Source organism: Halolamina salifodinae, assembly GCF_017874235.1.
Classification (GTDB): Archaea; Halobacteriota; Halobacteria; order Halobacteriales; family Haloferacaceae; genus Halolamina; species Halolamina salifodinae.
This window is the reverse complement of record NZ_JAGGLC010000003.1, coordinates 120,419-143,095: the sequence shown is the minus strand read 5'-3', so window position 1 is coordinate 143,095 and position 22,677 is coordinate 120,419. Positions and strand designations below refer to the sequence as shown.

Here is a 22,677-nt window from a genome sequence, read left to right as displayed (position 1 = left end):
GAGCGTCGGGCATGAACGATCTGTCCCGGGAGTCGCCGCTCGCGGCCGTCTCGCCGCTGGACGGCCGGTACGCCGGCAAGACCGCGGATCTCGTGCCGTACGCCAGCGAGGCCGCCCTGATCGAGGCACGCCTGCGCGTCGAGGTGGAGTACCTGCTCGCGCTGTCGGACGCCGACGGCGTCGACTGTGAGGTCGGGCCCGCCGAGCGAACGCACCTGCGTGAGGTCGTCGACGAGTTCGACGCCGACGACGCCGCGTTGGTCAAACAGATCGAGACCGAGGGCACCGAGGAGTTCTCGGCCACGCGCCACGACGTGAAGGCCGTCGAGTATTTCCTCCGGACCGAGACGCCCGAACGGCTGCATCCGTGGATCCACTTCGGCCTCACCAGCGAGGACGTGAACAACCTCGCGAACCGACTGAACGCGAAAGGCGCCGTCGAGGACATGCTCCTGCCCGAGATTTCGGCGATCCGCGACGCACTCACCGAGATGGCGCAGGACTCCCGGGGCGTGCCGATGCTCGCGCGCACTCACGGCCAGCCGGCGACCCCGACGACGTTCGGGAAGGAGATGGCCGTGTTCGCGGCCCGTCTCGGGCGCGCCGAGGCGCGAGTCCGTGCGGCCGCGGACGACCTGTCCGGAAAGCTCGCGGGCGCCTCCGGCACCTACGCCGCCCATGTCGCCGCCTACCCAGACGTGGACTGGCGGGCGTTCTCGGAGGACTTCGTGCACAGTCTCGGCCTCGAACACACCCCGCTCGCGACCCAGATCAACCCCTCTGACGACCTCGCGGCGCTGTTCGACGCGCTCGCCGGCGTGAACAACATCCTGCTCGATCTGGACCGGGACATCTGGCGCTACGTCTCGGACCGCTACCTCGGGCAGGAAAGCGAATCCACCGAGACGGGGTCGTCGACGATGCCCCACAAGGTCAACCCAATCGACTTCGAGAACAGCGAGGGGAACCTCTCGAAGGCCAACTCGGACCTCACGTTCCTCCGGGAGTACGTCACCTCCTCGCGACTCCAGCGGGACCTCTCGGACTCCACGGTCAAGCGCAACGTCGGCGCCGCGTTCGCCCACTGCCTCATCGGCTACCGCAAGACGACGGCCGGCCTCGGGAAAGTCGTCCCCAACGAGCAGGTGATGCGTGAGGAACTGGAGAACACCCCCGAGATCATCGGCGAAGCCGTCCAGACGATCCTCCGGCGCGAGGGCGACACGGCGGCCTACGAGCGCGTGAAGGAACTCACGCGGGGTCAGCGCGTGACCCTCGCGGACTTCCGGGATCTGTTCGACGACCTCGATGTCGACGAGAGCGTGCGCGAGGAACTCCGCGCACTCACACCCGCAGGCTACACGGGCGTCGCCGACGAACTGGTCAACGAACTCGACTAGCGGCCGGCGCTACCGGCGGTCGGTGGCTTCGTCTACTCCCCACTCGGCGTCGCTCCCCCAGTCGTCGGACGCGTCCCGGTCGTCCTCCTCTTGCCTCTGGTCCGTGCTGTCCTGCCGTGCCACGCGTTCGGCGTCGGCGCGTGAGAGCGTCTCCGAACCGGCGGTTTCGCTGTCGATGGCGTACCAGAGCCCCATCGTTCCAAGGATCGAGAGCACGATCAGGAGGACCAGCAGCGCACTCGCGGCGGGCATGATCGGGAGACCGGCCCCATCGCCGATAGTCGTTTCGGCGACTGGAGGTAGCTTTTTGCTGGATCCGGGGAAACACCTGACCGCATGTGCCCTCCAACCGCGGCTGACGACGACCGAAGCGCTCGCGCGGGCGACGACGACGGCTGCCCGAAGTGTGGCCACAGCGAGACCGAGATCGACGAGATCGCGACCAGCGGCACCGGCCTCTCGAAGATGTTCGACATCCAGAACCGGAGCTTCAAGGTCGTGACCTGCGCGAACTGCGGCTACTCGGAGCTCTATCGCGGCCAGAGCACCGGGACCATGGTCGACCTGTTCCTCGGCTAGAAACTACTTCGATGTCGCGGTCACGACCGGGATATCGACGCTCTCGTCGACGCTGTCGGGTGTCGAGCCGAACACCATCCGTTCGAGGCGCCCTTTCGTCGGCGCCCCCATCACGATGGCGTCGTAGTACGTCGACTGCTCGGCGATAGCCGTCGCCGGATCGTCGGCCTCGTAGAGCCAGGTGTCGAACGACTCGAACCCATCGAGGAACCGGCGTGCGGCCGCGAGATGCTCGGCACCCCCAGAGCGCCGCTCGGCGCTCGGATTCTTCGGTACGACGGTGAACAGTTCGATCCACGCGTCCGTATGCGCCGCGAGGGCGCGGGCGACCCGAACCGTGAGTTCGGTGTGCGGGCCGCCGGCGACCGGGACCAGGATCGACGCCAGATCGTCCAGTTCGCCACAGCCGTTGGCGACGACGGTGTCGACCGGGCTGTTCGCGACGATGCGATCCGTGGTCCCCCGGCGGATCCCCGCGCCCGGCGACTCCGAGGGTGGGCGCTCGACGGTGATCACGTCGGCGTCGACCTCGGCAGCCTCCTCACAGACGACCGCGGCAGCGGACTGGCCGGCCTGTTCGGCGGTCTCGGTGCTGGCGATTCGGACCGGTGGCCCGTTCGCCGGGGCGGCCGTCGCACACTGCGTGTCGGGCGCCCTGAGCGGCGAGAGGAAGCGAACCGGCGCACCGGCCGATCTGGCCAGCGCGAGGGAAAGCTCCCGGGCCTGCGTGTCTCCCGACGGGTCGAGCAGTGTCCCCAGCACTGGTCGCCCGTTCGGGGTCGCTACTCCATCCTCACCCATACGTCCACAGATCAGCGCCACCCACATAAGCAACCCGCAGTAAATCCTGCACGGGCAGCACGGGTCAGAAATTCTGCCAATCTCGGGCGTTTCAGGACTCCTCCACCGCGCGCTCAGAGCGCGTCGGCGATGCCCGCGACGCGGAGCAGCTCCCAGTTGCGCCACGTCCAGTAGCCCACGCCAGTCCCCAGCAGCGCCGCTGAAACGAGGTAACCCAATAGCTGCACTTCGAACACCGCCGCGGGGTTCGAGAGCGCGTAAACGACGCCCTCGCCTCCGAACCCTGCGACGAACAGCGTCGCCGCCGCCACCAGCGTCGAGCCGATTAGTGCGCTTCGTCCTCGATGGCGGGACTCCTCGAAGAGGACGACCCCGGCGACGAACACGACGGCAGTCGCCGTGACGTAGACCGGAATGCGCGCCGTCGTGCCCCGGGCCTCCCCGGAGGCGAGCGCGACGACCCCGACGAAACTCGCGGTCAGCGAGAGCGTCGAGGCGCCGACGAGCACCCCAAGCCGTCCCAGCCGTGGGCCGTCGACGGACGGTTCCATAGCCGAGCGAACGCGGTACTCGGCCAAAAAACGGGTGGCCGGTCAGCGCGCGAGCGCGCCCTCGGCACCCAACAGCCGCTCTGTCGCCGCGCGAACGGCCGTCGCCGCCGCACGAACCGACGCCACGTCGACGTACTCGCGCTCGGCGTGGGCGACCGCCCCCTCCTCGTCGGCGAGGTGGCCCGGCCCGAACACCACCGTCGGCGCCGGGGCGAAGTACGATGCCTCCGTCGCCGCGCCGAACGGACGAACCGCTCCATGCTCGCCGAGTTCTCGGGCCTCGCCGACCTGCTTCGCAGCATCCGCGAGCGCCGAGACCACCGGCTCGTCGGTATCGGTCGCGAACGCTTCCAGAAACGGCGTCTCGCGCTCGGTCAGCGAGACCGAGACCGACGCGTCGTCGCCGGCCCGGGGGATGCCCTCGGGGGCGTCGCCAGCCAGCGTCGCCTCGAGGCGGGTAGCTAGCGCCGAGCGGACCCCCTCAGCGGTCTCTGGGGGAACGCTCCGCCGGTCAATCGTTATCTCACAGCCAGCAGGGACCTGATTCGTCGACTCGCCACCCGTGATACCCGTGGGGACGAGCGTCGCCTCGCCCAACTGCGGGTGGGCGTCGACGTTGTCGAACGTCTCCAGCGCACCGAGCAGTCGCCCGGCGGCGGAGACGGCGTTGACCCCCGACTCGGGACTGGCGGCGTGGGCCGCGACGCCCTCGATCTCGATTGTGCCTTCGAACCGCCCGCGGGCGGCGGTACAGACATCCAGCCCCGTCGGTTCGCCGACGATGTAGGCGTCCGGCGCTGGGTCGGCCTCAGGGAGCGGATCGACATTCGCGCCTGGCTCGCCCGGGCCGCCGGGAGCGATGTCGCCGGTCATCAGCGCGTGAGCGCCCGTCGAGAGTACCTCCTCGTCGGGCGTGACCGCGAGCGTGAGCGTTCCGTCGCCGTCCCAGTCGGCGTCGATGAACGCCGAGAGCAACGCGGCGAGCGGGCCCTTCGCGTCGCAGGAGCCCCGGCCGCGGATCCGCCCCGCATCGTCGTCGCGCTCGAAGGGTATGTGGGGCGCGACGGTGTCGATGTGGGTGTTGAAGACGAGATGTGGCGATCCGGATCCACGGCTGACACGGACGTTCCCGGCGGCGTCGCAGGAAGGCTTTGCCTTCCCGCGGGTAGCCGAGAACCTTCGATTCTTGGCAACCTCGCCAGAACGCGGCGCGTTCTGGCCAGCAGACGAGTTCCACTCGTCGACGTCGACGTGCGGGTCGTGGCCCGCTTCGCGCAGTGCCGCGAGCAGGAGGTCACGCGTTCCGCTCACCTCCTCAGTGGAGTCGTCCTGTACCGCGTTTTCGAGAAAGTCGACCGGGTCGAAGCTCATCGCTCGCTCCCCGGATCCTCGTTCAGCCGGTCGGCACCCAGCGCCGCCTCGCCGGTGACGCCGGCGATACGGTCGTCCTCGGGAACAGAGAGCTGTCCGTCGAAGCGCTTCTCGGCCGGGCCGCGAAGCCGTGCTGGCTCGTCGTCCGGTACGGCGACGCCGAGGTCGCCCCCCGGCGGCGAGACGGTGATCCACTCCGAGTCGGCGGCGCCGTCGGGGAGTCGGCCGAGTCGCTTCGCCGCGGCGGCGACGGCAACGGCGCCGGTGCCGCAGGCCCGGGTCTCGCCCTCGACACCGCGCTCGAACGTGCGCTGGCGGAAGCCGTCGCCATCGGGGGCAGCGTCGAGTGCGCCTGCTCGGTCCGCACTCACCGAAGCGAACGTCACGTTCGCGCCCTCCGGGAACGCCGCGGCGTGCCGGATCGGCGGCGCAACGGCGTCGATGTCGACCGCGTCCACGTCGTTAACGAACACGACGGCGTGGGGAACGCCGGTGTTCACGACGGTCACTCGGTGGCCCACTGCGGGGGTGTCCGCGAGTTCGTCGAGCGTCGCGTCGATCAAGGGGTCGTCGCCCGCGAGCGGGACATTTTGGGGGGCGAACGTCGGTTCGCCCATCTCCACCGCAATCTCGTCGCTATCGACGACGGCGCGGCGGGTGCCAGCGGGCGTGTCGATGTCGAACGTCGACAGGCCGGACCGGTCGGCGGCCCACGCCGCGACACAGCGCGCGCCGTTGCCACACATCTCGGCGATGGAGCCGTCAGGCTGGACGAGCGTCATCGTCACTTCGGCGGGGTCGGCGCCCTCGTCCAGTGAGAGGAACAGCACGCCGTCGGCGCCGTGGCGGGCGCCGGCCGCGTTCTCGACGCCGGCCTCGCGGTCGCAGTGGATCCGGGCGAACGCCGCGCGGTCCTCGACGGGGTCGGCCTCCGAATCGACCACGACGAAGTCGTTGCCCGCACCGTCGTACTTCTCGAACGGCACCTCGGTCATGGCTGGTCCTCGTGGCTCCGGGGAGTTGTGGGTTCCGGCGCATCGAGGCGGCTCACGTCCGCGAGCGTCTCGGCGCGCCGCAGCGTCTCGCCAGCGAGGGTGACCTCGGCGGGTCGCGGCCGGGAGTTGTACGTCGACGCCATCTCGTAGCCGTACGCGCCGGCGTTGCCGACCGCGAGCAGGTCACCGCGCGCAGGCCGGGGAAGCGGCCGGTTCTCACAGAGCAGATCCGCGGTCTCACAGACCGGCCCCGCGATGGTGACGCCGACCGCGTCTCGGTCGCTCGCTCCCTGCTCAAGGTTCCGAACCGCGTGATACGCGTCGTACATCGCCGGTCGCAGCAGCGTCGTCATCCCGGCGTCGACGCCGCCGACGACCATCTCGGGGGCTTCCTTCACGGTGTTCACCCGGGTCAGCAGGACGCCCGCGTCGGCGACGACGTAGCGCCCGGGTTCGATGGCCAACTGGCCCTCGATCTGCCCCAGGGCTTCTCGGGTCGCGTCGGCGACGGCGTCGAGGTTCAGTGCGGGGGCGTCCTCGCGGTACGGGACGCCGAAGCCACCACCCACGTCGACCGTCTCGACAGGGATGCCGGAGGACTCGAGGTCGCGGGCGAGGTCGCCCATCCGGCGAACCAGTTCGCGGTGGTCTTCGAGGTCGTCGCCCGAGATTCCGGAGCCAGCGTGGGCGTGGATGCCCGCGAACGCGAACGACTCGGCGATCCGGGCCGCGAGATCCGGCGCTCGGTCGAGGCCGGCGCCGAACTTCGGGTGACCCCCAGTTACCACCTTCTCGTGGTGGCCGGCGCCGACGCCGGGGTTGATCCGCAGACGCAGGCGGCCGTCGAAGCCCCGCTCTTCGAGGCGGTCGATGGTGTCCGCGGCGCCGGCGGTGATGGTAAGGTCGGGGTGCTCGCGCCATGCGTCGACGACGTAGTCCAGATCCGCCGCGGGCGGATTGACTGCGGTGTAGGTGACGTGTTGGCCGGGGATTCCGGCCCGGAGCGCGCGCCGGACCTCCCCGGCGGAGGCACACTCGATGGCCAGCCCCTCGTCGTGGGCTGTCTGGAGGGTTTCCCGGGCCGTGTGGGCCTTCGCGGCGTACTGGATCTCGGCGTCGGGGAACGCGTTCTCGAGGCGGCGACAGTTCTCGCGGACTCGCGCCGGGTCGAACACGTACAGCGGCGTCCCGTGCTCGTCGGCGAGACTACGGAGCGTCTTGCGGTCCCAGTCCGCGAGTCGGCGGACTGTCGGCCCGCCTTCGGCGGCGGCGCGGTCGTCGGCCGATCCGTCGCCCTCGTCGGCGCTCATTCCCGCAGCGCGCCCTCGCGCTGGGTCGCTTCGAGCGTCTCCTGTTCGAGGCTGGTGGCGACGACGGCCGGCTTGTAGGCCTTGCCCGGGATTAGCTCCTCGTCCGAAACGGAGGATTCGACGTAGCGCTGGAACGCGCGGCGCTCCGGCGGCAGTCGGCCGTAGTGGACGGTTTCCTCCACGAGGTCGTACACCGGGATGCGGGGCGTCAGGAGGGTGTTCTCGCCGACGACGGAGTTCTCGCCGACGACGAATCCGGAGGTGACCCGGCAGCCAGCGCCCAGCGAGACGCCGTCCTCGACGACGACCGGCGCGTCCTCGACGGGTTCGAGCACGCCGCCGATGAGGGTGTTTGCCCCGAGCTTCACGTCCGCGCCGATCTGGGCGCAGGAGCCGACCACGTCGTTGGAGTCCACGAGAGCGGCGTCGTCGACGTAGGCGCCGATGTTGACGAAACTCGGCGACATCATGATCACGTCCTCGCCGAGGTAGGAGCCGGGGCGGAGGACGGTGCCGTCGGGCGTGTTGCGCGCGCCGCGGTCCGCGAGGTCGTCGGTCTCACGGAGCGGGAGCACGTCGTAGTAGTCGACGCCGCCGTAGCTTCGGGGCTCGGTCTCGCGCAGGCCGAAGTTGAGCAGGACGCCCTGCTTGACCCACTCGACGGCCTCCCAGTCGGCGGGGCCGACCTTCTCGGCGGCGCGGTACTCGCCGGCTTCGAGGGCGGCGAGGAAGGCGTCGAGGGTCTCCAGTTCGCTCGTGCCGGCGTCGGCGGCGGTGAGTCCGTTCTGGTAGCGGTTCCACAGGTCAGCGATCTCGGTTTCGAGGCTCATTGGTGGGTTTGGGGCAGGTTGTGTAGGGGATCAGTCTCGGAGTAGGTCAGTGAACTGGTAGCGGCCGGCCTCGCGACCGGCGATGGCGGCGGCGGCGTCGAGGGCGCCCTCAGCGAACACTCCGCGGTCGCCCGCGGAGTGGGAAAGCGAGACAGTCTCGCGGTTGCCTGCGAACAGCACCTCGTGCTCGCCGGTCACGTCGCCGGCGCGGCGGGCGTGGACACCGATTTCGCCGGGTTCGCGTGGCTGCTCGCCCTCGCGGCCGTGCTGGCGCTCCGTCAGGTCCGGGCGCTCGCTCTCGACGTCCTCGATCAGCGTGAGCGCGGTGCCGCTTGGGGCGTCGCGCTTGTCGTTGTGGTGAGTCTCGGTGACCTCCACGTCGTAGTCCGGGAGGGAGGCCGCTGCCTCCCGGATCGCCCCTCGAAGGGCGGCAATACCGCGGGAGAAGTTGCTGGCGTGTAGGACCGGGACGGATTCGCTGGCGGCGTCGAGCGCGCCCAGCGGGTCGGCGTCGTGGCCCTCCAGCCCGGTCGTCCCGGTGACGAACGCGACGCCGTGCCGGGCAGCGATCTCGGCGTACTCGGCGGTCGCCTCGGGGGCGGTGAAGTCGACGACGACATCGACGCGCTCCTCGTCCGAGAGGGTCGCGTCGAGGTGGGTGCCGACCGCGGCTTCGGCGGCGACGTTGCCGGGTGTTCGCGAAATGGCGGCGACGACCGAGACGTCCGAGCGGTCGCCCGCGGTGTCGATGAGTTCCTCGCCCATCCGGCCGGTGGCGCCGGTGACGACGAGGCGGACCGGTTCGACCGCCATCAGGCGTCCACCTCCGGCGTGCCGTCCTCGAGGTCGGCCAGCGCGTCGGCCAGCGCCTCACGCTTCCCCTCGGAGAGGCGCGTCAGCGGCGAGCGAACGTGCGGCGGGTGATCCTCGCGGATGGCCATGGCCTCCTTCACCGGAATGGGGTTGGTCTCGGTGAACAGTTCGCGGATCAGCGGCGCGAGTTCGTAGTGGAGGTCACGGGCCCGGCCCATGTCGTCCTCCGCGACGTCACCAGAAATCGAAGATTTCTGGTTGGCAGCCGAGAACCTCTGGTTCTCGGCGACGGCGCCGACGAGCGCGCCCGTGCGCTCGGGTTCGACGTTGCCGACGACGCTGATGGTCCCGGTCCCGCCCAGCGAGCAGATGGGGAGCGTGAGGCCGTCGTCGCCCGAGAGGACCGAGAACTCCTCGTCCTGCGTGCGCTCGATGACTTCAGAAACACGGCCGAGGTCGCCGCTGGCGGCCTTGTAGCCCTGCACGTTCGGGTGTTCGGCGAGTTCGGCGACCACGTCGACGGGGACGTTCCGGCCCGTTCGCGAGGGGACGTTGTAGACGATCTGTGGCAGATCGACCGCGTCGGCGATGGTGTGGTAGTGTTCGAGGTAGCCCGCGGCCTCGGGCTTGTTGTAGTACGGCGAAATCAGCAGGATGGCGTCGGCGCCGGCCTCCTCGGCGTCCTCGGCGAGGCTGACGGCCTCGTGAGTCGCGTTCGACCCGGCGCCGGCGATGACGGACACGTCCTCGACGGCGTCGACAACGGTCTCGACGACTTCGGCGTGTTCGTCGTGGGTCAGCGTCGCCGATTCGCCGGTGGAGCCGACGGGGACGAGGCCGTCCACGCCGGCGGCTTCGAGGCGCTGGGCGTCGGCGGCGAGTCGGTCGTGATCGATACTCTCGTCCTCCCGGAAGGGAGTGGTCATGGCGGGGAAGACCCCGCTGAACGGTGTGGTCATTGGGTGTGGTGTGGAGCGGTCGCTGCGCGGTGCAATCCGGAGTCCACCAGCGACCGGGCGCGACACCGGCCGAGAGCGGGAGAAATCAGCGTTTCCCGCGTTTGCTACAGCGGGAGGCGACAGCCGGGGCTTTCCGCGAAGCGGCGCCGCCGAGCCCCAGCGTCTGCGTCACGGGTGAGACCGAGTGGCCAACGGACAAAACGTTTCTGGCTCGGTCTCGGCCGAGACGGTGCTTTTTAAGCGAAGACGAGCAACGAATCCATAATGACCGAGATTCACGAGGGCCAGCGCGTCGCGGTGCTCGCCGACGCGCAGAACCTCTATCACACCGCTCAGAGCCTCTACTCTCGCAACATCGACTACGCCGGCCTGCTGGACAAGGCGGTGATGGACCGCGAACTCGTGCGGGCGCTGGCGTACGTGATCCGTGCCGAATCGCCCAACGAGGAGTCCTTCTTCGAGGCGCTGGAGGAGATCGGCTTCGAGACCAAGATCAAGGAGATCAAGACGTTCGGCGACGGCTCCCAGAAGGCCGACTGGGACGTGGGTATCGTGCTCGACGCCGTGACGCTGGCCGAGAAGGTCGATACCCTGGTACTGGTCAGCGGCGACGGCGACTTCGCGCGTCTCTGCTCGCACCTGCGCCACGAGGGCGTCCGGATCGAGGTGTTCTCCTTCGAGAGTTCGACCGCCGACGAACTGGTCGAGGCCGCCGACGCGTTCCACGACATGTCCGAGCGCGAGGAGGAGTTCCTACTGTAGGGTCCTCGCGCTGATCAGTTTTGCAGGTGACTGATTCGCTGGCCGGCGGCCGGTACGGACGAGATTAAAAGCGTGAACCGATTCGGCTCTACTGTGTCTGATACTGAGACGACTGACGGCCGTGCGCCGTCACTCCTCGGCCGCCTTCTCTTTGCGAGCGGGCTTGCCGCACTGGCTGTACTGAACCTCACGAACCTCGAGGGACGCATCGCCTACGCCGACGCGAAGGGCGTTCCGCTGGCCGACCGACTCGTTCCCGCTTCGAGCGGACTGCTGCTCGGCGGGAGCCTCGGCATTGCGTCCTGGACGCTCCCGAAGCTTTCGGCGGGCGCCGTCGGCGCCTTCTTCGCCGGCGTCACGCCCCTGATGCACGACTTCTGGGCCGTCGACGAGGACTCCCGCGGCGAGGAACTCACGTCGTTCCTCCAGAACCTCACGCTGCTCGGCGCCGCCGTCGCCTTCTTCCGCCGCGCTAGCGGGAAGTAGTCGCATCGAACCTCCCCGGGCAGCATCCGGGACGCTTTTTCCACCGAGTCGCGTCGATAGCCCATGGCCAAGACCTCGCGTGCGGACCTGCGGACCACGGCCGACTACCAGTTCGGCCGCGGCGCCGGCGACGCGCTGTTCCCCGCGGAGGCCCACCTCGAAATCGACTACTCCACCGGCGGCCGGCCGAGCCAGATCCACGCCCCGGACGGCCGACTGGCGTCGATGGGCACCGACGGTCGCTTCACGCTCGGCTTCGCGGGCGGGCGGCGTCTCCACGACCACCTCGACGCCCCCGCCTATCGCGTGGTCGTCGGCGACGAGTCCGAGCCGTTCGTCCGCGACGGCGAGAACGTGTTCGCGAAGTTCGTCGAGGAGTGCGGCGACGACATCCGCCCCGGCGACGAAGTGATGGTGGTCCACGAAGGCGGTGAGCTGCTGGGCGTCGGGCGGGCGGAGCTTTCAGCGGAGGGGATGCGGGACTTCGGAACCGGGATGGCGGTGATGGTCCGGGAGGGCGTCGATGAGTACGTCGACGGTGAGGAGTAGCGGTCTGTTTCTTCGGAGGGCGGTTTTCGGCGGTACGGATCGTTTCTGAGACCACGAACAGCACCGCGGAGTTCCCTCGGCCACTTGTGACCGCAAAACGCAGCACCGCAGCCACGGCCTCCCCAACCGATTCGCTCCCATACAGTCGCTCATCCCTCGCGCCCGGGTCGCGCACGGAGGCGCGACCGCTTCGCGCCACTGCGACCGCGAACCGTACTTAAAGCCCCAGCGCGGTCGTCAGCGGCACGCCCACTGCGAGCGCACCGATCAGGTAGCCGCCGATAGCGCCGCCGTTGAGCAGCGGCAGGCCGGCGTGGGCCCGCCCGGCGAACACCATCCGGAGCAGGATCAGCAGGCCGACGAACGTCCCGACCATCGCCGTCAGCGCGGGGACGTTCAGCGCCGGAATCGGGGCGAAGCCGAGCGATCCGGCGTCGAGGAACTGCGCGGCGCTGGCGACGAGCACCGTCGGCATCACGGCGTCGCCGAGGCCGATGAAGAACGCATCACGCTCGTCGATTGCCTCTCCCTCGCCCTCGACGGCCGCTTCGTCGGCGGGCGTCGACGCCTCCTCGTCGTGGCTGTCCGTCTCGTCGGCGGATTCGTCGTCCGATTCTTCGGCCTCCCCATCTTCCTCCTCGTCATCAGGGAGAATCGAGTAGCCCAGCGTGAGCGGGATCACCAGCACCACCGGGATGCGGAGATCCATCACGCCCTCCGCGAGGTCCAGCATGTGCTCGGTGCCGTACACCGAGATGGCGTCGTAGACGGCGAGCACCGCGAGCAGCAAAATTGCCGGCAGGAGGCCGAAGCTGATGCCGAACAGGCCGGCCGCGCCCGCGCCCATCACCACGCCGGCGGCGTCGATGACGTACCACTCCGGGTAGACCCAGAGCGCGACTGCGACGAGCGCCGAGGCCGGGATGGCGACGACGCCCGGCAGGAACACGCCCAGCACGTACCACGCGAGCAGGCCGCTGGTGAACACGACGAACGCCCGGACGACCCAGTCGTAGCCGTACTTGAACGCCGCGAGCATCAGCACCGTCATCACGAGAATCAGGCCGACGTACACCAGACTGTTCGTCGGGTCCTGTGGGTTCTCGAACTGCTGGTAGCCGTTGGCTTGGAAGGCGGGAATCAGCGCGAGCGCACCCAACTGGACCAGGAGGAAGAGGAGGGCGGCAAACGCCGTCCCCCGAAACGCGCGGGAAGTCATTACCCGGCGTTCGCTCGGGGGGGGTTTGGCGGTTGTGGTCGCGCCTCAACGCGCGTAGAGCTTCTGGCCTACGAGCGACGTGAGCCGCGAAGGGTCGTTGGCCGTCACGGCCACGTAGGGCTGCTCGACCGGCCCGAACACGTCGACGATTCGCCCGATGGTGTCGAGGTTCTCGTCGACGACGCTGCGACCGATGGGCGGGTGTTCAGCGCCCGGACAGCGGGCGATGGCGAGTCCTTGTGCGGTCCGGGAGACCGTGCCGACGCGCTCCATCAGTCCCGCAGGATCGCGACGTACGCCGCGATAGCCTGCACGAGGTCGTTCTTCGAGGCGTCGTCGGCGCCCTGGACGAGCACGCGGCCGCGCTGCTCGTACTCGCGGGAGTAGGTCTTGTCCCGCTCGACGACGGCGTCGTAGCCGACCTGCTGGACGGCCTTCGCGATCTCGTCGACCGTCGGCTCCTCGACGGCCTCGCCCTCCGGCACTCGCCGCCCCTCCGACCGGCTGTACGCCGCGTCGACGTAGGCGGGGTAGACGATGTTCTCGATCATGCGAAAAACTGGGCGGTCCGCGGGGAAAGCGGTTTTGGTGGGTGCTCAGTCCCGGCGGGCGAGCAGCGCCGCGCCGGCACCGAGGGCGGCGACGGCGGCGGGGCCGCCGAAGCCGGGGCTGTCAGTCGACGTGGTCTCAGTCGTCTCGGTGGACTCGGGCGTCGCAGTCGACTCGGGCGTCGGCGTCTCGGTCACGGCCTCGGTCGGCGTCGCCGTCTCGACATCGACGGTCACCTCACTCCGGGCGGTCCACTCGGTGTTCGCGGCCGCGTCGGGGTGGAACCCGTCGGTGAGGTTCCGGGTCGCGAACACGACCGAGCGCGGCGCCGGCTGGCTGAGCCAGTTCGGGTTCACAACGACACTGGCGTTGTTCTGCCCGGCAGTCGTCGCAGCGTAGGGCTGCTGATTGATCAGGCTCTCGGAGCCCTCCTGGAGTACGAGCATCTCGGGATCGAGTTCGAGGATCGTCTCGTCGGAGACGCCGTACGGGTAGGGGCTGTCGAATGCGTCGGCGGCGAGATTGGTGCCGCCGGCAGTCGTCACCATGGCGTTGATGAACGTCCCATCGCCGGCGAGGGAACTCCCGCCGAGGGGCACGAGCACCTCGGGCTGTTCGACGTCGGCGGTCACGTTCCCGGCAGTCTCGACGTTGGCGTTCATCCACGCGTTCGCCTCGGCGGCACCCACGCAGTTGCCGGTCAGCTTCCCGATCAGCGTGGTCTTGTTGGCCACGTCCTCGACGGACGTTGCCGGACGGAACTTGTACACCGTCATGCCGGCGTCCCGCAGCGCGGCCACGGTGTCGTCGCTGACGATGTTCGACGCGAGCACGAGGTCGGCCTCCGTACCCACGACGGCCTCGGTGCTGTAGCCGAAGCCGGCCGCGGAGACGTTCGTTCGACTCTCGGCGTCGGCGAGGTAGTAGGAGTGGGTACCGAGGCCGACGACCTGTTCCTTGCCGCCGATATCCCACATCGTCTGGGACGCGCTCGCGCCCAGCGTGGTCACGGTCTCGGGGGCCTCCTCGACGGTCACGTTCTCACCGGTCGCGTCGGTGGCGGTGAACGGGTAGGAACACTCCGGCACGTCCGGCTGGAGCGTGTGGTCAGCGGCGCCCGCGTCCGCGGCAGTCGCCGCGCCTGGCGCCGAAACGGCGCCGGCCGGGGCGACCCCAGCGAGCAGTGTACACAGTACGATCAATAGCGTCGCATACGTTCGCATCACCCGTAGCTGGCGTCTAGTGCAATAAGTATTTACCTAACCCAACTCAGCTTTGCATATGCACGCCGCTCGACGAGCAGCCGGCTGGTCGGCGGTCCTCGGCGCCGCCCTCGTCGCCGTCGTCGTCCTCAGCGCCGGGATCGGCCCCGTCCCGGTTCCGGCCGAGACCGTCCTCAAGGCGATCCTCGAGGCGGTCGTGGTCCCCACCTTCGCTGGCGGCGATTTCGCCTGGCGCCACCCGTTCTCGTTCTCGCTGCAGCAGTCCCATCGGGCCATCGTGATGAGCGTCCGCCTGCCGCGGATACTGCTGGGGGCGCTCGTCGGGTTCGCGCTCGCCGCCGCCGGGGCGGTGATGCAGGGCTTTTTCCGCAACCCGATGGCCGACCCCTCCATCGTCGGCGTCTCCTCGGGCGCGGCCGTCGGCGCGGTGCTCTCCATCGTCGCTCCCGCGGTACTCCCGTTCGGGTTCGGCCTCGAAACCACCGCGTTCGCAGGCGCGCTCGTGACCGCCTTCGGCGTCTACGCCATCGCGACCGAGAGCGGGAAGACGCCCGTCGCGACGCTGCTGCTCGCAGGCGTCGCCGTCCAGACGTTCCTCGGCGCGATCACCTCGTTCCTCCTGCTCAACGCCGGCGAGAGCATGCGGGAGGTGGTGTACTGGCTGATGGGCCATCTGGACAACGCCGGCTGGGACGACTTCGTCCCCGTCGCCGGCGTGCCGGTGCTCCCGCTGTTCGTGCTCGCCTGTTTCGCCGTCCTGCTCGCGTACGCGCGGGACCTGAACGTTCTGCTGCTGGGCGAGGAGGAGGCCGCCGGCCTCGGGATCGAGGTCGAACGCACCAAACAACTGCTGCTCGCCATCTCGGCGCTGATCACCGGCGCCGCCGTCGCCGTCTCGGGAGTCATCGGCTTCGTTGGCCTGATCGTTCCCCACGTGCTTCGACTCGTCGTGGGCCCGGACCACCGCGTGCTGCTGCCCACGTCGGCGCTGGCCGGGTCGGCGTTCCTCGTCGCCGCCGACACCGCCGCCCGGAGCGGGCCCCAGGAGCTCCCGGTGGGCATCGTGACGGCCGCCGTCGGCGCGCCCTTTTTCCTGTTCCTGCTGCGCAAACGGAGGGTCCACGAGCTATGAGCGACCAGCCAGTCCTCTCGGTCAGCGACCTATCAGTCGACCTCGGCGACACCGAGGTGCTCGACGGCGTCGACCTGACCGTCGAACGGGGCGAACTGGTCGGCCTCGTCGGCCCGAACGGTGCTGGGAAGACGACGCTCCTGCGCGCCGCGCGCGGGACGCTCACCCCCGACGCCGGCCAAGTGCTCGTCGACGGCGACCCCGTCGCCAGTCTCTCGGCGAAAGCTGTCGGGCGCCGGGTCGCCACCGTCCCGCAGGACACCTCGGTCTCCTTTGCGTTCAGCGTCCGGGAGATCGTCGAGATGGGCCGGACCCCGCACGTCCCCCGGTTCGGCGCGATGGAGGCAGCCGACCACGACGCCGTCACGCGGGCGATGGAGCGCACCGAGGTCGTCGAGTTCGCGGGTCGGTCCATCACCGAAATCTCCGGCGGCGAGCGCTCGCGAGTGCTGCTCGCCCGCGCGCTGGCCCAGGAGACCCCCCTGCTGCTGCTCGACGAACCGACCGCCAGCCTCGACCCGAACCACCGGCTCCGGACGTTCGAGACCGTCTCGGAACTGGTTCGGGAGGGCCGGTCGGCCGTCGCTGCCATCCACGACCTCGACACCGCAGCGCGGTACTGCGACCGGATCGTCGTCGTCGCTGGCGGCGGCGTCATCGCCAACGGCCCGCCCGAGTCGGTGCTCACGACACCAACCTTGCGCCGGGCGTTCGACGTGGATACAGTAGTTACCGACGACCCAATCACCGACCGCCCCCGGGTGACTGTCCTCCCCGAGGACGCCGCCGCGGCCGGCGGGCCGGATATCCCATCCGTCGACCGTGTTCACGTCGTCGCCGGCGGGGGTCGTGCCGGCCCGCTCCTGGCCCGACTCTCCCGCGCGGGCGTCGAAACGACGGTCGGTCCCGTCGCCGCCGGCGACAGCGACGCCACAGTGGCGGACGCCCTAGAGATGGATACCGTCGCCGTGGGGGCGCTGGACGGCGTCGATTCGGCGGCGCTCGACCGAGTCGGCGAACTCGCTGCGGCCGCCGGCGCCGTCGTCGTCGCCGACGTGGACCTGACTTCGGGGCTCGTGCCCGTCCTCGACCGGGTTTCCGAGTCCGGGAAGCCAGTCTACTGCGTCGAGGAGCGGTCGCTGGCCGAGCGGACGGTCTCACAGGCTGCCGCCGAACGCTACCGGGCGCTCCGGGGCGAGGAGGGGGTCGCCGCGTCGGCGCCGGAGCTACTGGAAGCGCTCGCCTAGGGCCGACCGCCACGCTTACTCCCACCGGGCGCCGAGGTTCGATATGGAGCGGCCCTGCGTCGTCGTCGCCCGCGAGTCTGGCGAGACGGCCCGACAGCGTCTCGCGGAGGCGGACGTGATCGATCAGGAGTTCGGCATCGACGTTTCGGACGGCTCGGCGGCAAGTGGAGCCGCCGAGGACGACGGACAGCTGTACATCCCCGTCACGGACCCCGAGGCGGTGCCTGAGGATCTCGAGATCGAGCGCCACGACGTGCCCGCACGCACCCCCCAGCGCACGCCCGCGGACCTACTGGGCGAGGAGCCGACCTACGAGCGACTGGGCGACGTGGTGCTCGTCGACGAGGACGGCCCCGAGCGTGCCGCGGAGATCGCCGAGGCGATCATGGAGTCGGATATCCCGGTCCGGAGCGTGCTCAACCGCGACTCGAAAGTGAAAGGCGAGACGCGGGTCCGGGACTGGGAGGTGCTGGCCGACGAGGGCGAGGAGCGCCCGCCGACCGAGACGGTCCACCGGGAGTACGGCCACGAGTTCGCCGTCGACGTGTCGGAGGTGTACTTCTCGCCGCGCCTCGCCACCGAGCGAAATCGGGTGGTCGAGCAGGTCGAACCCGGCGAGCACGCGCTGGATATGTTCACCGGCGCCGGCCCGTACGCCATCCCGATGGCCGACGCGGGCGCCGAAGTGGTGGCCTGCGACATCAACCCCGAAGCCATCGAGTACCTCCGGGAGAACGCCGAGCGCAACGGCGTCGCCGACCGGATCACGGCCCACGTCGGCGACGTCCGGGCGTTGACCGACGAGTACGCCGACTGGGCGGATCGGCTAGTGATGAACCTCCCCCACACCGCCGCGGAGTTCGCCGACGCCGCGGTGGCGTTCGCGAACGATTCGGCGGTGGTGCATCTGTACGACATCCAGCACGAGGACGATCCGTTCGAGCGCGGCCGGGAGGCACTCGAGGACGCCGCCGGCGACGAGTACGAAGTGACGACGTTGGAGGAGCGCGTCGTGCGGTCCTACGCCCCCCACGAACTGAACGTCTGTCTGGACGCGCGGCTGGACCGGATCGACTGACTGCGCCGGGTTTCGGAACCCTTATGTCTGCGTTGCCGGTACGTGGGGATGGACGCGCCGGGGTAGCTCAGCTGGCAGAGCGATTCCTTCGTAAGGAATAGGTCGAGGGTTCAAATCCCTCCTCCGGCTCTTCTGTCGAACGAAGTGAGACGAAGAGCGGCACGTGGGATTTGTACCAGGGAGTGAAGCGAGCGATAGCGAGCGGAACGACCGTGGTTCACAATCCCTCCTCCGGCTCTTCTGCCAAGCGTAGCGAGTCCGGACGTAGTTCACAATCCCTCCTCCTCTCGAACCAATCCCCCAGAAGCCACACCCCAACTCTCACCACGCCATACGCTACCAGGGAAACACCTATCTGCCACACAATCAACGTAACAGACATGTCCCCGGCGTCCCGTGGCGGTGGCAGGCTCGGGCCAGACCCCATCGGCCAGTGGCTGCGGTTCCTGTTCATGGTTCTCGTCACGGTCGGGATGTTCGGCCTGCTGATCGCCGTCGCCAGATACGTCGCCACGGACATCGGCCCGATCATGTCGGTCCTGCTCCCGGCAGTCTTCGCGGGGATCCTGTTGGCCGTCTCCTACCAGAGCGTGATCGGTTGGCGGTAGGCGACGAAAGTCGGCAGCGATCCAGCCGCGGCTCAGCCGACGATCGGCGGCCGCGAGAGCGGGACGAACTCGTCGACGACCGTCCCACCGTCGCGGATCGCGATGGCCTGTACCGCTGCGGGCGTCGCGTCGGTCGGGACCGACCAGGCGGCCGTGACCGGACTCGACGACCCGGGCTGGACGGTTCCCGTACTCGAGACGCCGTCGATGGTCAAGTCGTCGCGCAGGCGGAGTGTCCGGAGGCGCAGTTCGACGGGCGCGTCGGTGTCGTTGGTCACCTCGACTTTGAGCACGTACGTCCGGCCGGAGTCGCTCTCCCGAACCTCCGAGGTCGCGACCGTCTCCGTGGCGGCCGTCTCGGAGAGCAGTTCGTCGTCGACGCCGACCGCGTCCGGGTGATCCGTCTCGGTCGGTGTGCCGGTCGCCGCGTCGCCGCCGGGGAGCAGTTCGTCGCCGATGATGTTGCCGAACGTCAGCGCCTCGACGACGACTGGCACCGCGAAGGCAAGCACCGCGATCCAGCGGATCAGGCGCCGGCGGTCGATCTCCGACTCGTCGTCGCCGTCGCTCGTGGCGGTTTCGGGAGCGTCGTCGGTCTCAGATGGTGAGTCAGTCATCACGGAAAGCGGAGCGGGGGCTCGCTACACCGGGATCAGCGGACTGCCGGGCGCGAGGATCCCGTCGGCGAGCATGTCGTAGATCGGGACGCCGTAGGCCAGCAGCACCAGTGCGACCGCGATGGCCGTCCAGAGTTTGAGGTTGTCCAGCACTTGCGGCGACTCCTCGGGTCCGGAGAGCGGTTCGGGCAGCGAGCCGTTGACCCGGAGTTGGCTGTCGGGCTTGCCCAGCAGCCACGTGCCGGCCATCACGATCAGGAACAGCAGCGCGCCGACGAACAGCAGCGTGCCGCCGATGGCGATCTGGACGCGCATCTCGCCGACCGTGCCGACGACGGCGTCGAAGCTGACCTGCTCGTACTGCGGTTCGGCGGTCCGTCGGGGGATGCCCGCGAGGCCGCCACGATGCATCGCGTTCGACATCAGCACCATGCCGACGAACCAGACGAACGGCTGGATCGCCGCCAGCCCGCGGAACTGCAGGCGCTTGCCCGTGATCTGGGGGATCAGCCAGTAGGAGACCGCCATCAGCGTCAGCGCGTACGCCGTGCCGACGGTGAGGTGGAAGTGGCCGGGCACCCAGATGGTGTTGTGGATGAGGTAGTTGATGTTCATCCCGGCGTTGATCATGCCCGAGAAGCCGCCGGCCGCGAACATGATCCCCGCGAGCGCGATGCCCGAGAACTCGGGGCGCTCCCACGGGAGGTCCTTCAGCCAGGCGAGGCGCCCCGTCGCGCCGCCCTGGCGCGCCCCGTGTTCCATGCTCGCGACGACGGTGAACAGCGTCAGTAACGACGGCAACAGCAGGAAGAACGTGTTCGTCATCGCCACTAGTTTGTAGCCCGAGGCGATGCCGGGGTCGGTGTACTGGTGGTGGAACCCGACCGGCGTCGACAGCAGGAGGAACAGGATGAACGTCACCCGCGCGAGCGGGTCGCTGAACAGCCGTCCACCCGCGAGTTTGGGCAGCACGGTGTACCAGACCACGTACGCCGGCAGCAGCCAGAAGTACACCACCGGGTGGCCGAAGTACCAGAACAGCGTCCGGGTCAGCAGCGGGTCGACCTGGCTGATGAGGCCGAGCGACCACGGGATCAGGAAGACGACGACCTCGATGGCCACCCCGGTCGAACAGAGATACCACATCAGCATCGTCGTCAGCACCATGAACGACTGCAGCGGGATGCGTGAGTCCGGGTTCGACTGGCGCCACTCACGGTACTGGAGGAACCAGTCGAGGCCCGCCCCCCAGGAGCCGATGATCAGCAGCGCGGTGCCGATGTAGAACAGCGGGTGGGCCGCCAGCGGCGGGTAGAACGTGTACAGCACGTCCGCGCTCGCCGGTATCTCCTCGACGAGGCCGGCGAGAATCGTCCCGGCCGCAAGCGCGGTCCCGATGGACATCGTCCAGAGCCAGCCCTGTGTCAACCGCCTGCTCGTCGGCGCGACGCCGAGGCTTCTGGTGTTGGCCCAGTGGAACAGGCCGGCGATGCCGAACGTGGTGAACACGAGCGCGAGCAGCACGCCGTGGCCCGTCAGGATCGTGTAGTAGTCCGACGAGGGGATGATCCGCAGCGCGTTCGTGCGGTGGAGCGCCTGGATCAGGCCGAACAGCGCCCCGACGCCGAAGGCCGCAAAGGCGATGCCCAGACAGATCCGGGCGGTCCGGGCGGCGTCCGGGAACTGATCGACGAACGCGCGGCGGCGGCGCGTGCCGTCGTCGACCTCGACGTACTCTTCGTCGCTCTCGAACGCCGTCCCGTCAGTGTGTTCAGTAGCCATCAGTTCTCACCTCCCTCGAACTGCGACTGCTCGACCACGACGACTTTCCCCTCCATCGTGTGGTGACCGCTGCCACAGTACTCGTGGCAGACGATGCCGTGTTCGTCCGTCTCCTCGAACGTGACGGTGAACTCCGCGACCTGTCCGGGGATCACCATCGAGTTCACGTTCGTCCCCGCGAGGTTGAAGCCGTGAGTCACGTCGGGCGAGGTGACGTGGAACGTCACCGGCTCCCCGGCCGGCACCCGAATCGGCTCGGTCGTCCCGGGCTGGAACAGGTACTGTCGAGCGACGACGTAGACATCGACGCCCGACTCGGTGTCGTAAACGCCGGGTTCGCGGAAGTTGTCCGCGGCCTCGTAGTCGCCGTTCGCGATGACCGACGGCTCGACCGTGCCGCCGCTGTCGTCGACCATCGCCACACCGGGGCCGACTGCGCCGTAGACGATGGTCCCGAGGAACGCGACGATCAGGACGAGCGATGCGGCGAACCAGAGTCTCTCGAATCGGTGAACGTGCATAGTTAGCCAGTGATAGTTGGGCCGCCGAGGAACTCGACGAAGTACATGAACACCCAGAGCAGCGCGATCAGGAGGAAGTAGCCCGCGACCAGCGTGGCCGTGCCTGTCGGGTCGTACCCCTCCCCGATCTCGACTTCGGGCGCCGGTTCGACCGCGTCGGTCGCCTGCTCGCCGACGTAGGCTTCCTCGGCTTGGTCGTGTTCGCGATACGCCGAGTAGGATTCGGCGGCGAGCACACTCCCGACCGCGAGCGCGCCACTGCCGCCGACGACCACGGCCAGCCAGCCGACGAAGTCCGAGGGCATGGGAATCGAGAAGCCGCCGCCGGCGGCTTCCTCGCCCTCGCCGCCGCCACCGGAGCCGCCACCGCCGCCGCCGCCGCCACCGCCGACGTCGCCGACGACGATAGCGCCCTTCATCCCCAGCGACCGGTGGGGCGTACAGACGTAGCGGTAGACGCCCTTTTCCTCGAACGTGTGAGAGAACGTGTGGCCCTCCTCGGCCGCGAGGTCCGACTCGAAGGAGCCGTCCTCGGCGACGACGTTGTGGGAACTCCCGCGGCCGGTCCACTCCCAGACGACAGTCGCGCCCGGATCGATTCGGACCGCCGGCGGCCCGAAGCCGTAGGGGTCGCCGCCGTTGTCGACCCCCACGTCGACGGTCACCTCGGACTGGCCACGTCGGTCGACGGTGCTGTCGTAGTTCTCGACCCCGTCGAACCAGCCGTCGTAATCCGGCTCGGCGACCTCGCCGCCGGAACCCCCGACGACGATGGCGCCCTTCATCCCCAGCGATTTGTGGGGCGTACAGGCGTACTTGAACGTCCCCTCGCTCTCGAAGGTGTGAGAGAAGGTGTGGCCCTCCTCGGCTGAGAGTTCGGACTCGAAGGAGCCGTCCTCGGCGACGACGTTGTGTGAGTTGCCGTTGCCGGTCCACTTCCAGACGACGGTCGCGCCCGGGTCGATGCGGACCGCGGCGGGGCCGAAGCCGTACGGCTGGCCCCCGTTGTCGACGCCCACATCGACGGTCACCTCCGACTGGCCGGTCGCGTCGACGACGCCGTCGTAGTTCGAAACGTCGTCGAACCAGCCGTCGAACTGGTCGCTCTGGGCCCGAGCCCGGCCTGCGCCGAGCAGCGATCCGCCAGCCGCCACCGCGCCGGCGGTGAGCAGCTGTCGCCGTGTCGGGCGTGGCTGTCTATCCCCTATCGATGCCATATCGGCCCGTAGCCACCCAACTGGTAAGCCGGCCCCGCCGGTTCCCACAGGTTAGGAACCGCCGAAGCCGAGTAGCTT

The 22,677-nt window shown here is 69.1% G+C and carries 26 protein-coding genes and 1 tRNA gene; 10 read left to right on the top strand and 17 right to left on the bottom strand.

Annotated elements, in window-relative coordinates; all coding sequences use genetic code 11:
• Positions 1 to 11: 11 nt before the first annotated feature.
• Positions 12 to 1,400 (top strand): adenylosuccinate lyase, encoded by a 1,389-nt coding sequence (purB, locus tag J2753_RS07700; protein ID WP_209491358.1) that lies wholly within the window; start codon positions 12 to 14, stop codon positions 1,398 to 1,400.
• A 9-nt stretch (positions 1,401 to 1,409) separates the two neighbouring features.
• Here the strand turns inward: purB and J2753_RS07695 are convergent, their stop codons facing one another.
• On the bottom strand, positions 1,410 to 1,652 hold the full coding sequence (locus tag J2753_RS07695; RefSeq protein ID WP_209491357.1) for a hypothetical protein: 243 nt from the start codon (positions 1,650 to 1,652) through the stop codon (positions 1,410 to 1,412).
• 84 nt (positions 1,653 to 1,736) lie between these two features.
• Here J2753_RS07695 and J2753_RS07690 point away from each other — a divergent pair, with 84 nt between their 5' ends.
• Complete coding sequence (locus J2753_RS07690) at positions 1,737 to 1,979, top strand: zinc ribbon domain-containing protein (protein ID WP_209491356.1); 243 nt, start codon at positions 1,737 to 1,739, stop codon at positions 1,977 to 1,979.
• A gap of 3 nt (positions 1,980 to 1,982) precedes the next feature.
• Here J2753_RS07690 and J2753_RS07685 read toward each other — a convergent pair whose 3' ends face one another.
• From J2753_RS07685 to dapA, 8 genes are all read right to left on the bottom strand, one after another.
• Positions 1,983 to 2,780, bottom strand: coding sequence for a universal stress protein (locus J2753_RS07685; protein WP_209491355.1), 798 nt, complete (start codon positions 2,778 to 2,780; stop codon positions 1,983 to 1,985).
• A 113-nt stretch (positions 2,781 to 2,893) separates the two neighbouring features.
• Positions 2,894 to 3,331, bottom strand: coding sequence for a hypothetical protein (locus tag J2753_RS07680; RefSeq protein ID WP_209491354.1), 438 nt, complete (start codon positions 3,329 to 3,331; stop codon positions 2,894 to 2,896).
• Positions 3,332 to 3,373: 42 nt separating this feature from the next.
• The gene (locus J2753_RS07675) at positions 3,374 to 4,702 is read right to left on the bottom strand and encodes a M20 family metallopeptidase (RefSeq protein WP_209491353.1); all 1,329 of its coding nucleotides are present in this window, start codon (positions 4,700 to 4,702) and stop codon (positions 3,374 to 3,376) included.
• Entirely contained in the window at positions 4,699 to 5,697 is a 999-nt protein-coding gene (dapF, locus tag J2753_RS07670; RefSeq protein ID WP_209491352.1) for a diaminopimelate epimerase, read from the bottom strand. The genes J2753_RS07675 and dapF overlap by 4 nt, the downstream gene beginning before the upstream one ends.
• Positions 5,694 to 7,007, bottom strand: a complete 1,314-nt coding sequence (lysA, locus tag J2753_RS07665; RefSeq protein WP_209491351.1) for a diaminopimelate decarboxylase — start codon at positions 7,005 to 7,007, stop codon at positions 5,694 to 5,696. Before lysA ends, dapF begins: the two co-directional genes overlap by 4 nt.
• The gene (locus J2753_RS07660; RefSeq protein ID WP_209491350.1) at positions 7,004 to 7,837 is read right to left on the bottom strand and encodes a 2,3,4,5-tetrahydropyridine-2,6-dicarboxylate N-succinyltransferase; all 834 of its coding nucleotides are present in this window, start codon (positions 7,835 to 7,837) and stop codon (positions 7,004 to 7,006) included. Before J2753_RS07660 ends, lysA begins: the two co-directional genes overlap by 4 nt.
• A gap of 30 nt (positions 7,838 to 7,867) precedes the next feature.
• Positions 7,868 to 8,650 carry a 4-hydroxy-tetrahydrodipicolinate reductase gene (gene dapB, locus J2753_RS07655; protein WP_209491349.1) on the bottom strand — a complete coding sequence of 261 codons (783 nt, stop codon included), beginning with the start codon at positions 8,648 to 8,650 and terminating at the stop codon, positions 7,868 to 7,870.
• Positions 8,650 to 9,609 carry a 4-hydroxy-tetrahydrodipicolinate synthase gene (gene dapA, locus J2753_RS07650; protein ID WP_209491348.1) on the bottom strand — a complete coding sequence of 320 codons (960 nt, stop codon included), beginning with the start codon at positions 9,607 to 9,609 and terminating at the stop codon, positions 8,650 to 8,652. The genes dapB and dapA overlap by 1 nt, the downstream gene beginning before the upstream one ends.
• Positions 9,610 to 9,873: 264 nt before the next feature.
• Between dapA and J2753_RS07645 the strand changes: the two genes are divergently transcribed.
• The 3 genes from J2753_RS07645 (at position 9,874) to J2753_RS07635 (ending at position 11,406) form a co-directional block, all read left to right on the top strand.
• Positions 9,874 to 10,371, top strand: coding sequence for a LabA-like NYN domain-containing protein (locus J2753_RS07645; RefSeq protein ID WP_209491347.1), 498 nt, complete (start codon positions 9,874 to 9,876; stop codon positions 10,369 to 10,371).
• Positions 10,372 to 10,464: 93 nt separating this feature from the next.
• Positions 10,465 to 10,857: a DoxX family protein gene (locus tag J2753_RS07640; RefSeq protein WP_209491346.1), complete on the top strand. Its 393-nt coding sequence runs from the start codon at positions 10,465 to 10,467 to the stop codon at positions 10,855 to 10,857.
• Positions 10,858 to 10,920: 63 nt separating this feature from the next.
• Positions 10,921 to 11,406, top strand: a complete 486-nt coding sequence (locus tag J2753_RS07635) for a PUA domain-containing protein (protein WP_209491345.1) — start codon at positions 10,921 to 10,923, stop codon at positions 11,404 to 11,406.
• 217 nt (positions 11,407 to 11,623) lie between these two features.
• On the opposite strand, the gene J2753_RS07630 is transcribed toward J2753_RS07635, so the two are convergent.
• From J2753_RS07630 to J2753_RS07615, 4 genes are read right to left on the bottom strand one after another with little or no spacing between them, the layout of a single operon-like run.
• Positions 11,624 to 12,625, bottom strand: coding sequence for a presenilin family intramembrane aspartyl protease PSH (locus J2753_RS07630; RefSeq protein WP_209491344.1), 1,002 nt, complete (start codon positions 12,623 to 12,625; stop codon positions 11,624 to 11,626).
• A gap of 45 nt (positions 12,626 to 12,670) precedes the next feature.
• On the bottom strand, positions 12,671 to 12,898 hold the full coding sequence (locus J2753_RS07625; RefSeq protein ID WP_209491343.1) for an H/ACA ribonucleoprotein complex subunit GAR1: 228 nt from the start codon (positions 12,896 to 12,898) through the stop codon (positions 12,671 to 12,673).
• Positions 12,898 to 13,176 (bottom strand): signal recognition particle subunit SRP19, encoded by a 279-nt coding sequence (gene srp19, locus J2753_RS07620; protein ID WP_209491342.1) that lies wholly within the window; start codon positions 13,174 to 13,176, stop codon positions 12,898 to 12,900. Before srp19 ends, J2753_RS07625 begins: the two co-directional genes overlap by 1 nt.
• 45 nt (positions 13,177 to 13,221) lie before the next feature.
• Entirely contained in the window at positions 13,222 to 14,397 is a 1,176-nt protein-coding gene (locus J2753_RS07615; RefSeq protein ID WP_209491341.1) for a PGF-CTERM-anchored ABC transporter substrate-binding protein, read from the bottom strand.
• A 58-nt stretch (positions 14,398 to 14,455) separates the two neighbouring features.
• On the opposite strand from J2753_RS07615, the gene btuC reads away from it, so the two are divergent.
• From btuC to J2753_RS07590, 5 genes are all read left to right on the top strand, one after another.
• Positions 14,456 to 15,529 carry a vitamin B12 ABC transporter permease BtuC gene (btuC, locus tag J2753_RS07610; protein ID WP_209491340.1) on the top strand — a complete coding sequence of 358 codons (1,074 nt, stop codon included), beginning with the start codon at positions 14,456 to 14,458 and terminating at the stop codon, positions 15,527 to 15,529.
• Positions 15,526 to 16,776 (top strand): ATP-binding cassette domain-containing protein, encoded by a 1,251-nt coding sequence (locus J2753_RS07605; protein WP_209491339.1) that lies wholly within the window; start codon positions 15,526 to 15,528, stop codon positions 16,774 to 16,776. The genes btuC and J2753_RS07605 overlap by 4 nt, the downstream gene beginning before the upstream one ends.
• Positions 16,777 to 16,819: 43 nt before the next feature.
• Positions 16,820 to 17,854 carry a class I SAM-dependent methyltransferase gene (locus J2753_RS07600; protein ID WP_209491338.1) on the top strand — a complete coding sequence of 345 codons (1,035 nt, stop codon included), beginning with the start codon at positions 16,820 to 16,822 and terminating at the stop codon, positions 17,852 to 17,854.
• Positions 17,855 to 17,910: 56 nt separating this feature from the next.
• Positions 17,911 to 17,983, top strand: a tRNA-Thr gene (locus J2753_RS07595).
• Between the two features lie 251 nt (positions 17,984 to 18,234).
• A complete protein-coding gene (locus tag J2753_RS07590; RefSeq protein ID WP_209491337.1) occupies positions 18,235 to 18,462 on the top strand; it encodes a hypothetical protein in 228 nt (75 codons plus the stop codon).
• A 32-nt stretch (positions 18,463 to 18,494) separates the two neighbouring features.
• Here the strand turns inward: J2753_RS07590 and J2753_RS07585 are convergent, their stop codons facing one another.
• The 4 genes from J2753_RS07585 to J2753_RS07570 are packed head-to-tail and all read right to left on the bottom strand — an operon-like array spanning position 18,495 to position 22,599.
• Complete coding sequence (locus J2753_RS07585; RefSeq protein WP_209491336.1) at positions 18,495 to 19,079, bottom strand: hypothetical protein; 585 nt, start codon at positions 19,077 to 19,079, stop codon at positions 18,495 to 18,497.
• A gap of 24 nt (positions 19,080 to 19,103) precedes the next feature.
• Positions 19,104 to 20,861 carry a b(o/a)3-type cytochrome-c oxidase subunit 1 gene (locus J2753_RS07580; protein WP_209491335.1) on the bottom strand — a complete coding sequence of 586 codons (1,758 nt, stop codon included), beginning with the start codon at positions 20,859 to 20,861 and terminating at the stop codon, positions 19,104 to 19,106.
• Positions 20,861 to 21,382 (bottom strand): cytochrome c oxidase subunit II, encoded by a 522-nt coding sequence (locus tag J2753_RS07575; RefSeq protein WP_209491334.1) that lies wholly within the window; start codon positions 21,380 to 21,382, stop codon positions 20,861 to 20,863. Before J2753_RS07575 ends, J2753_RS07580 begins: the two co-directional genes overlap by 1 nt.
• Before the next feature lie 2 nt (positions 21,383 to 21,384).
• Positions 21,385 to 22,599, bottom strand: a complete 1,215-nt coding sequence (locus J2753_RS07570) for a halocyanin domain-containing protein (protein WP_209491333.1) — start codon at positions 22,597 to 22,599, stop codon at positions 21,385 to 21,387.
• Positions 22,600 to 22,677 lie beyond the last annotated feature (78 nt).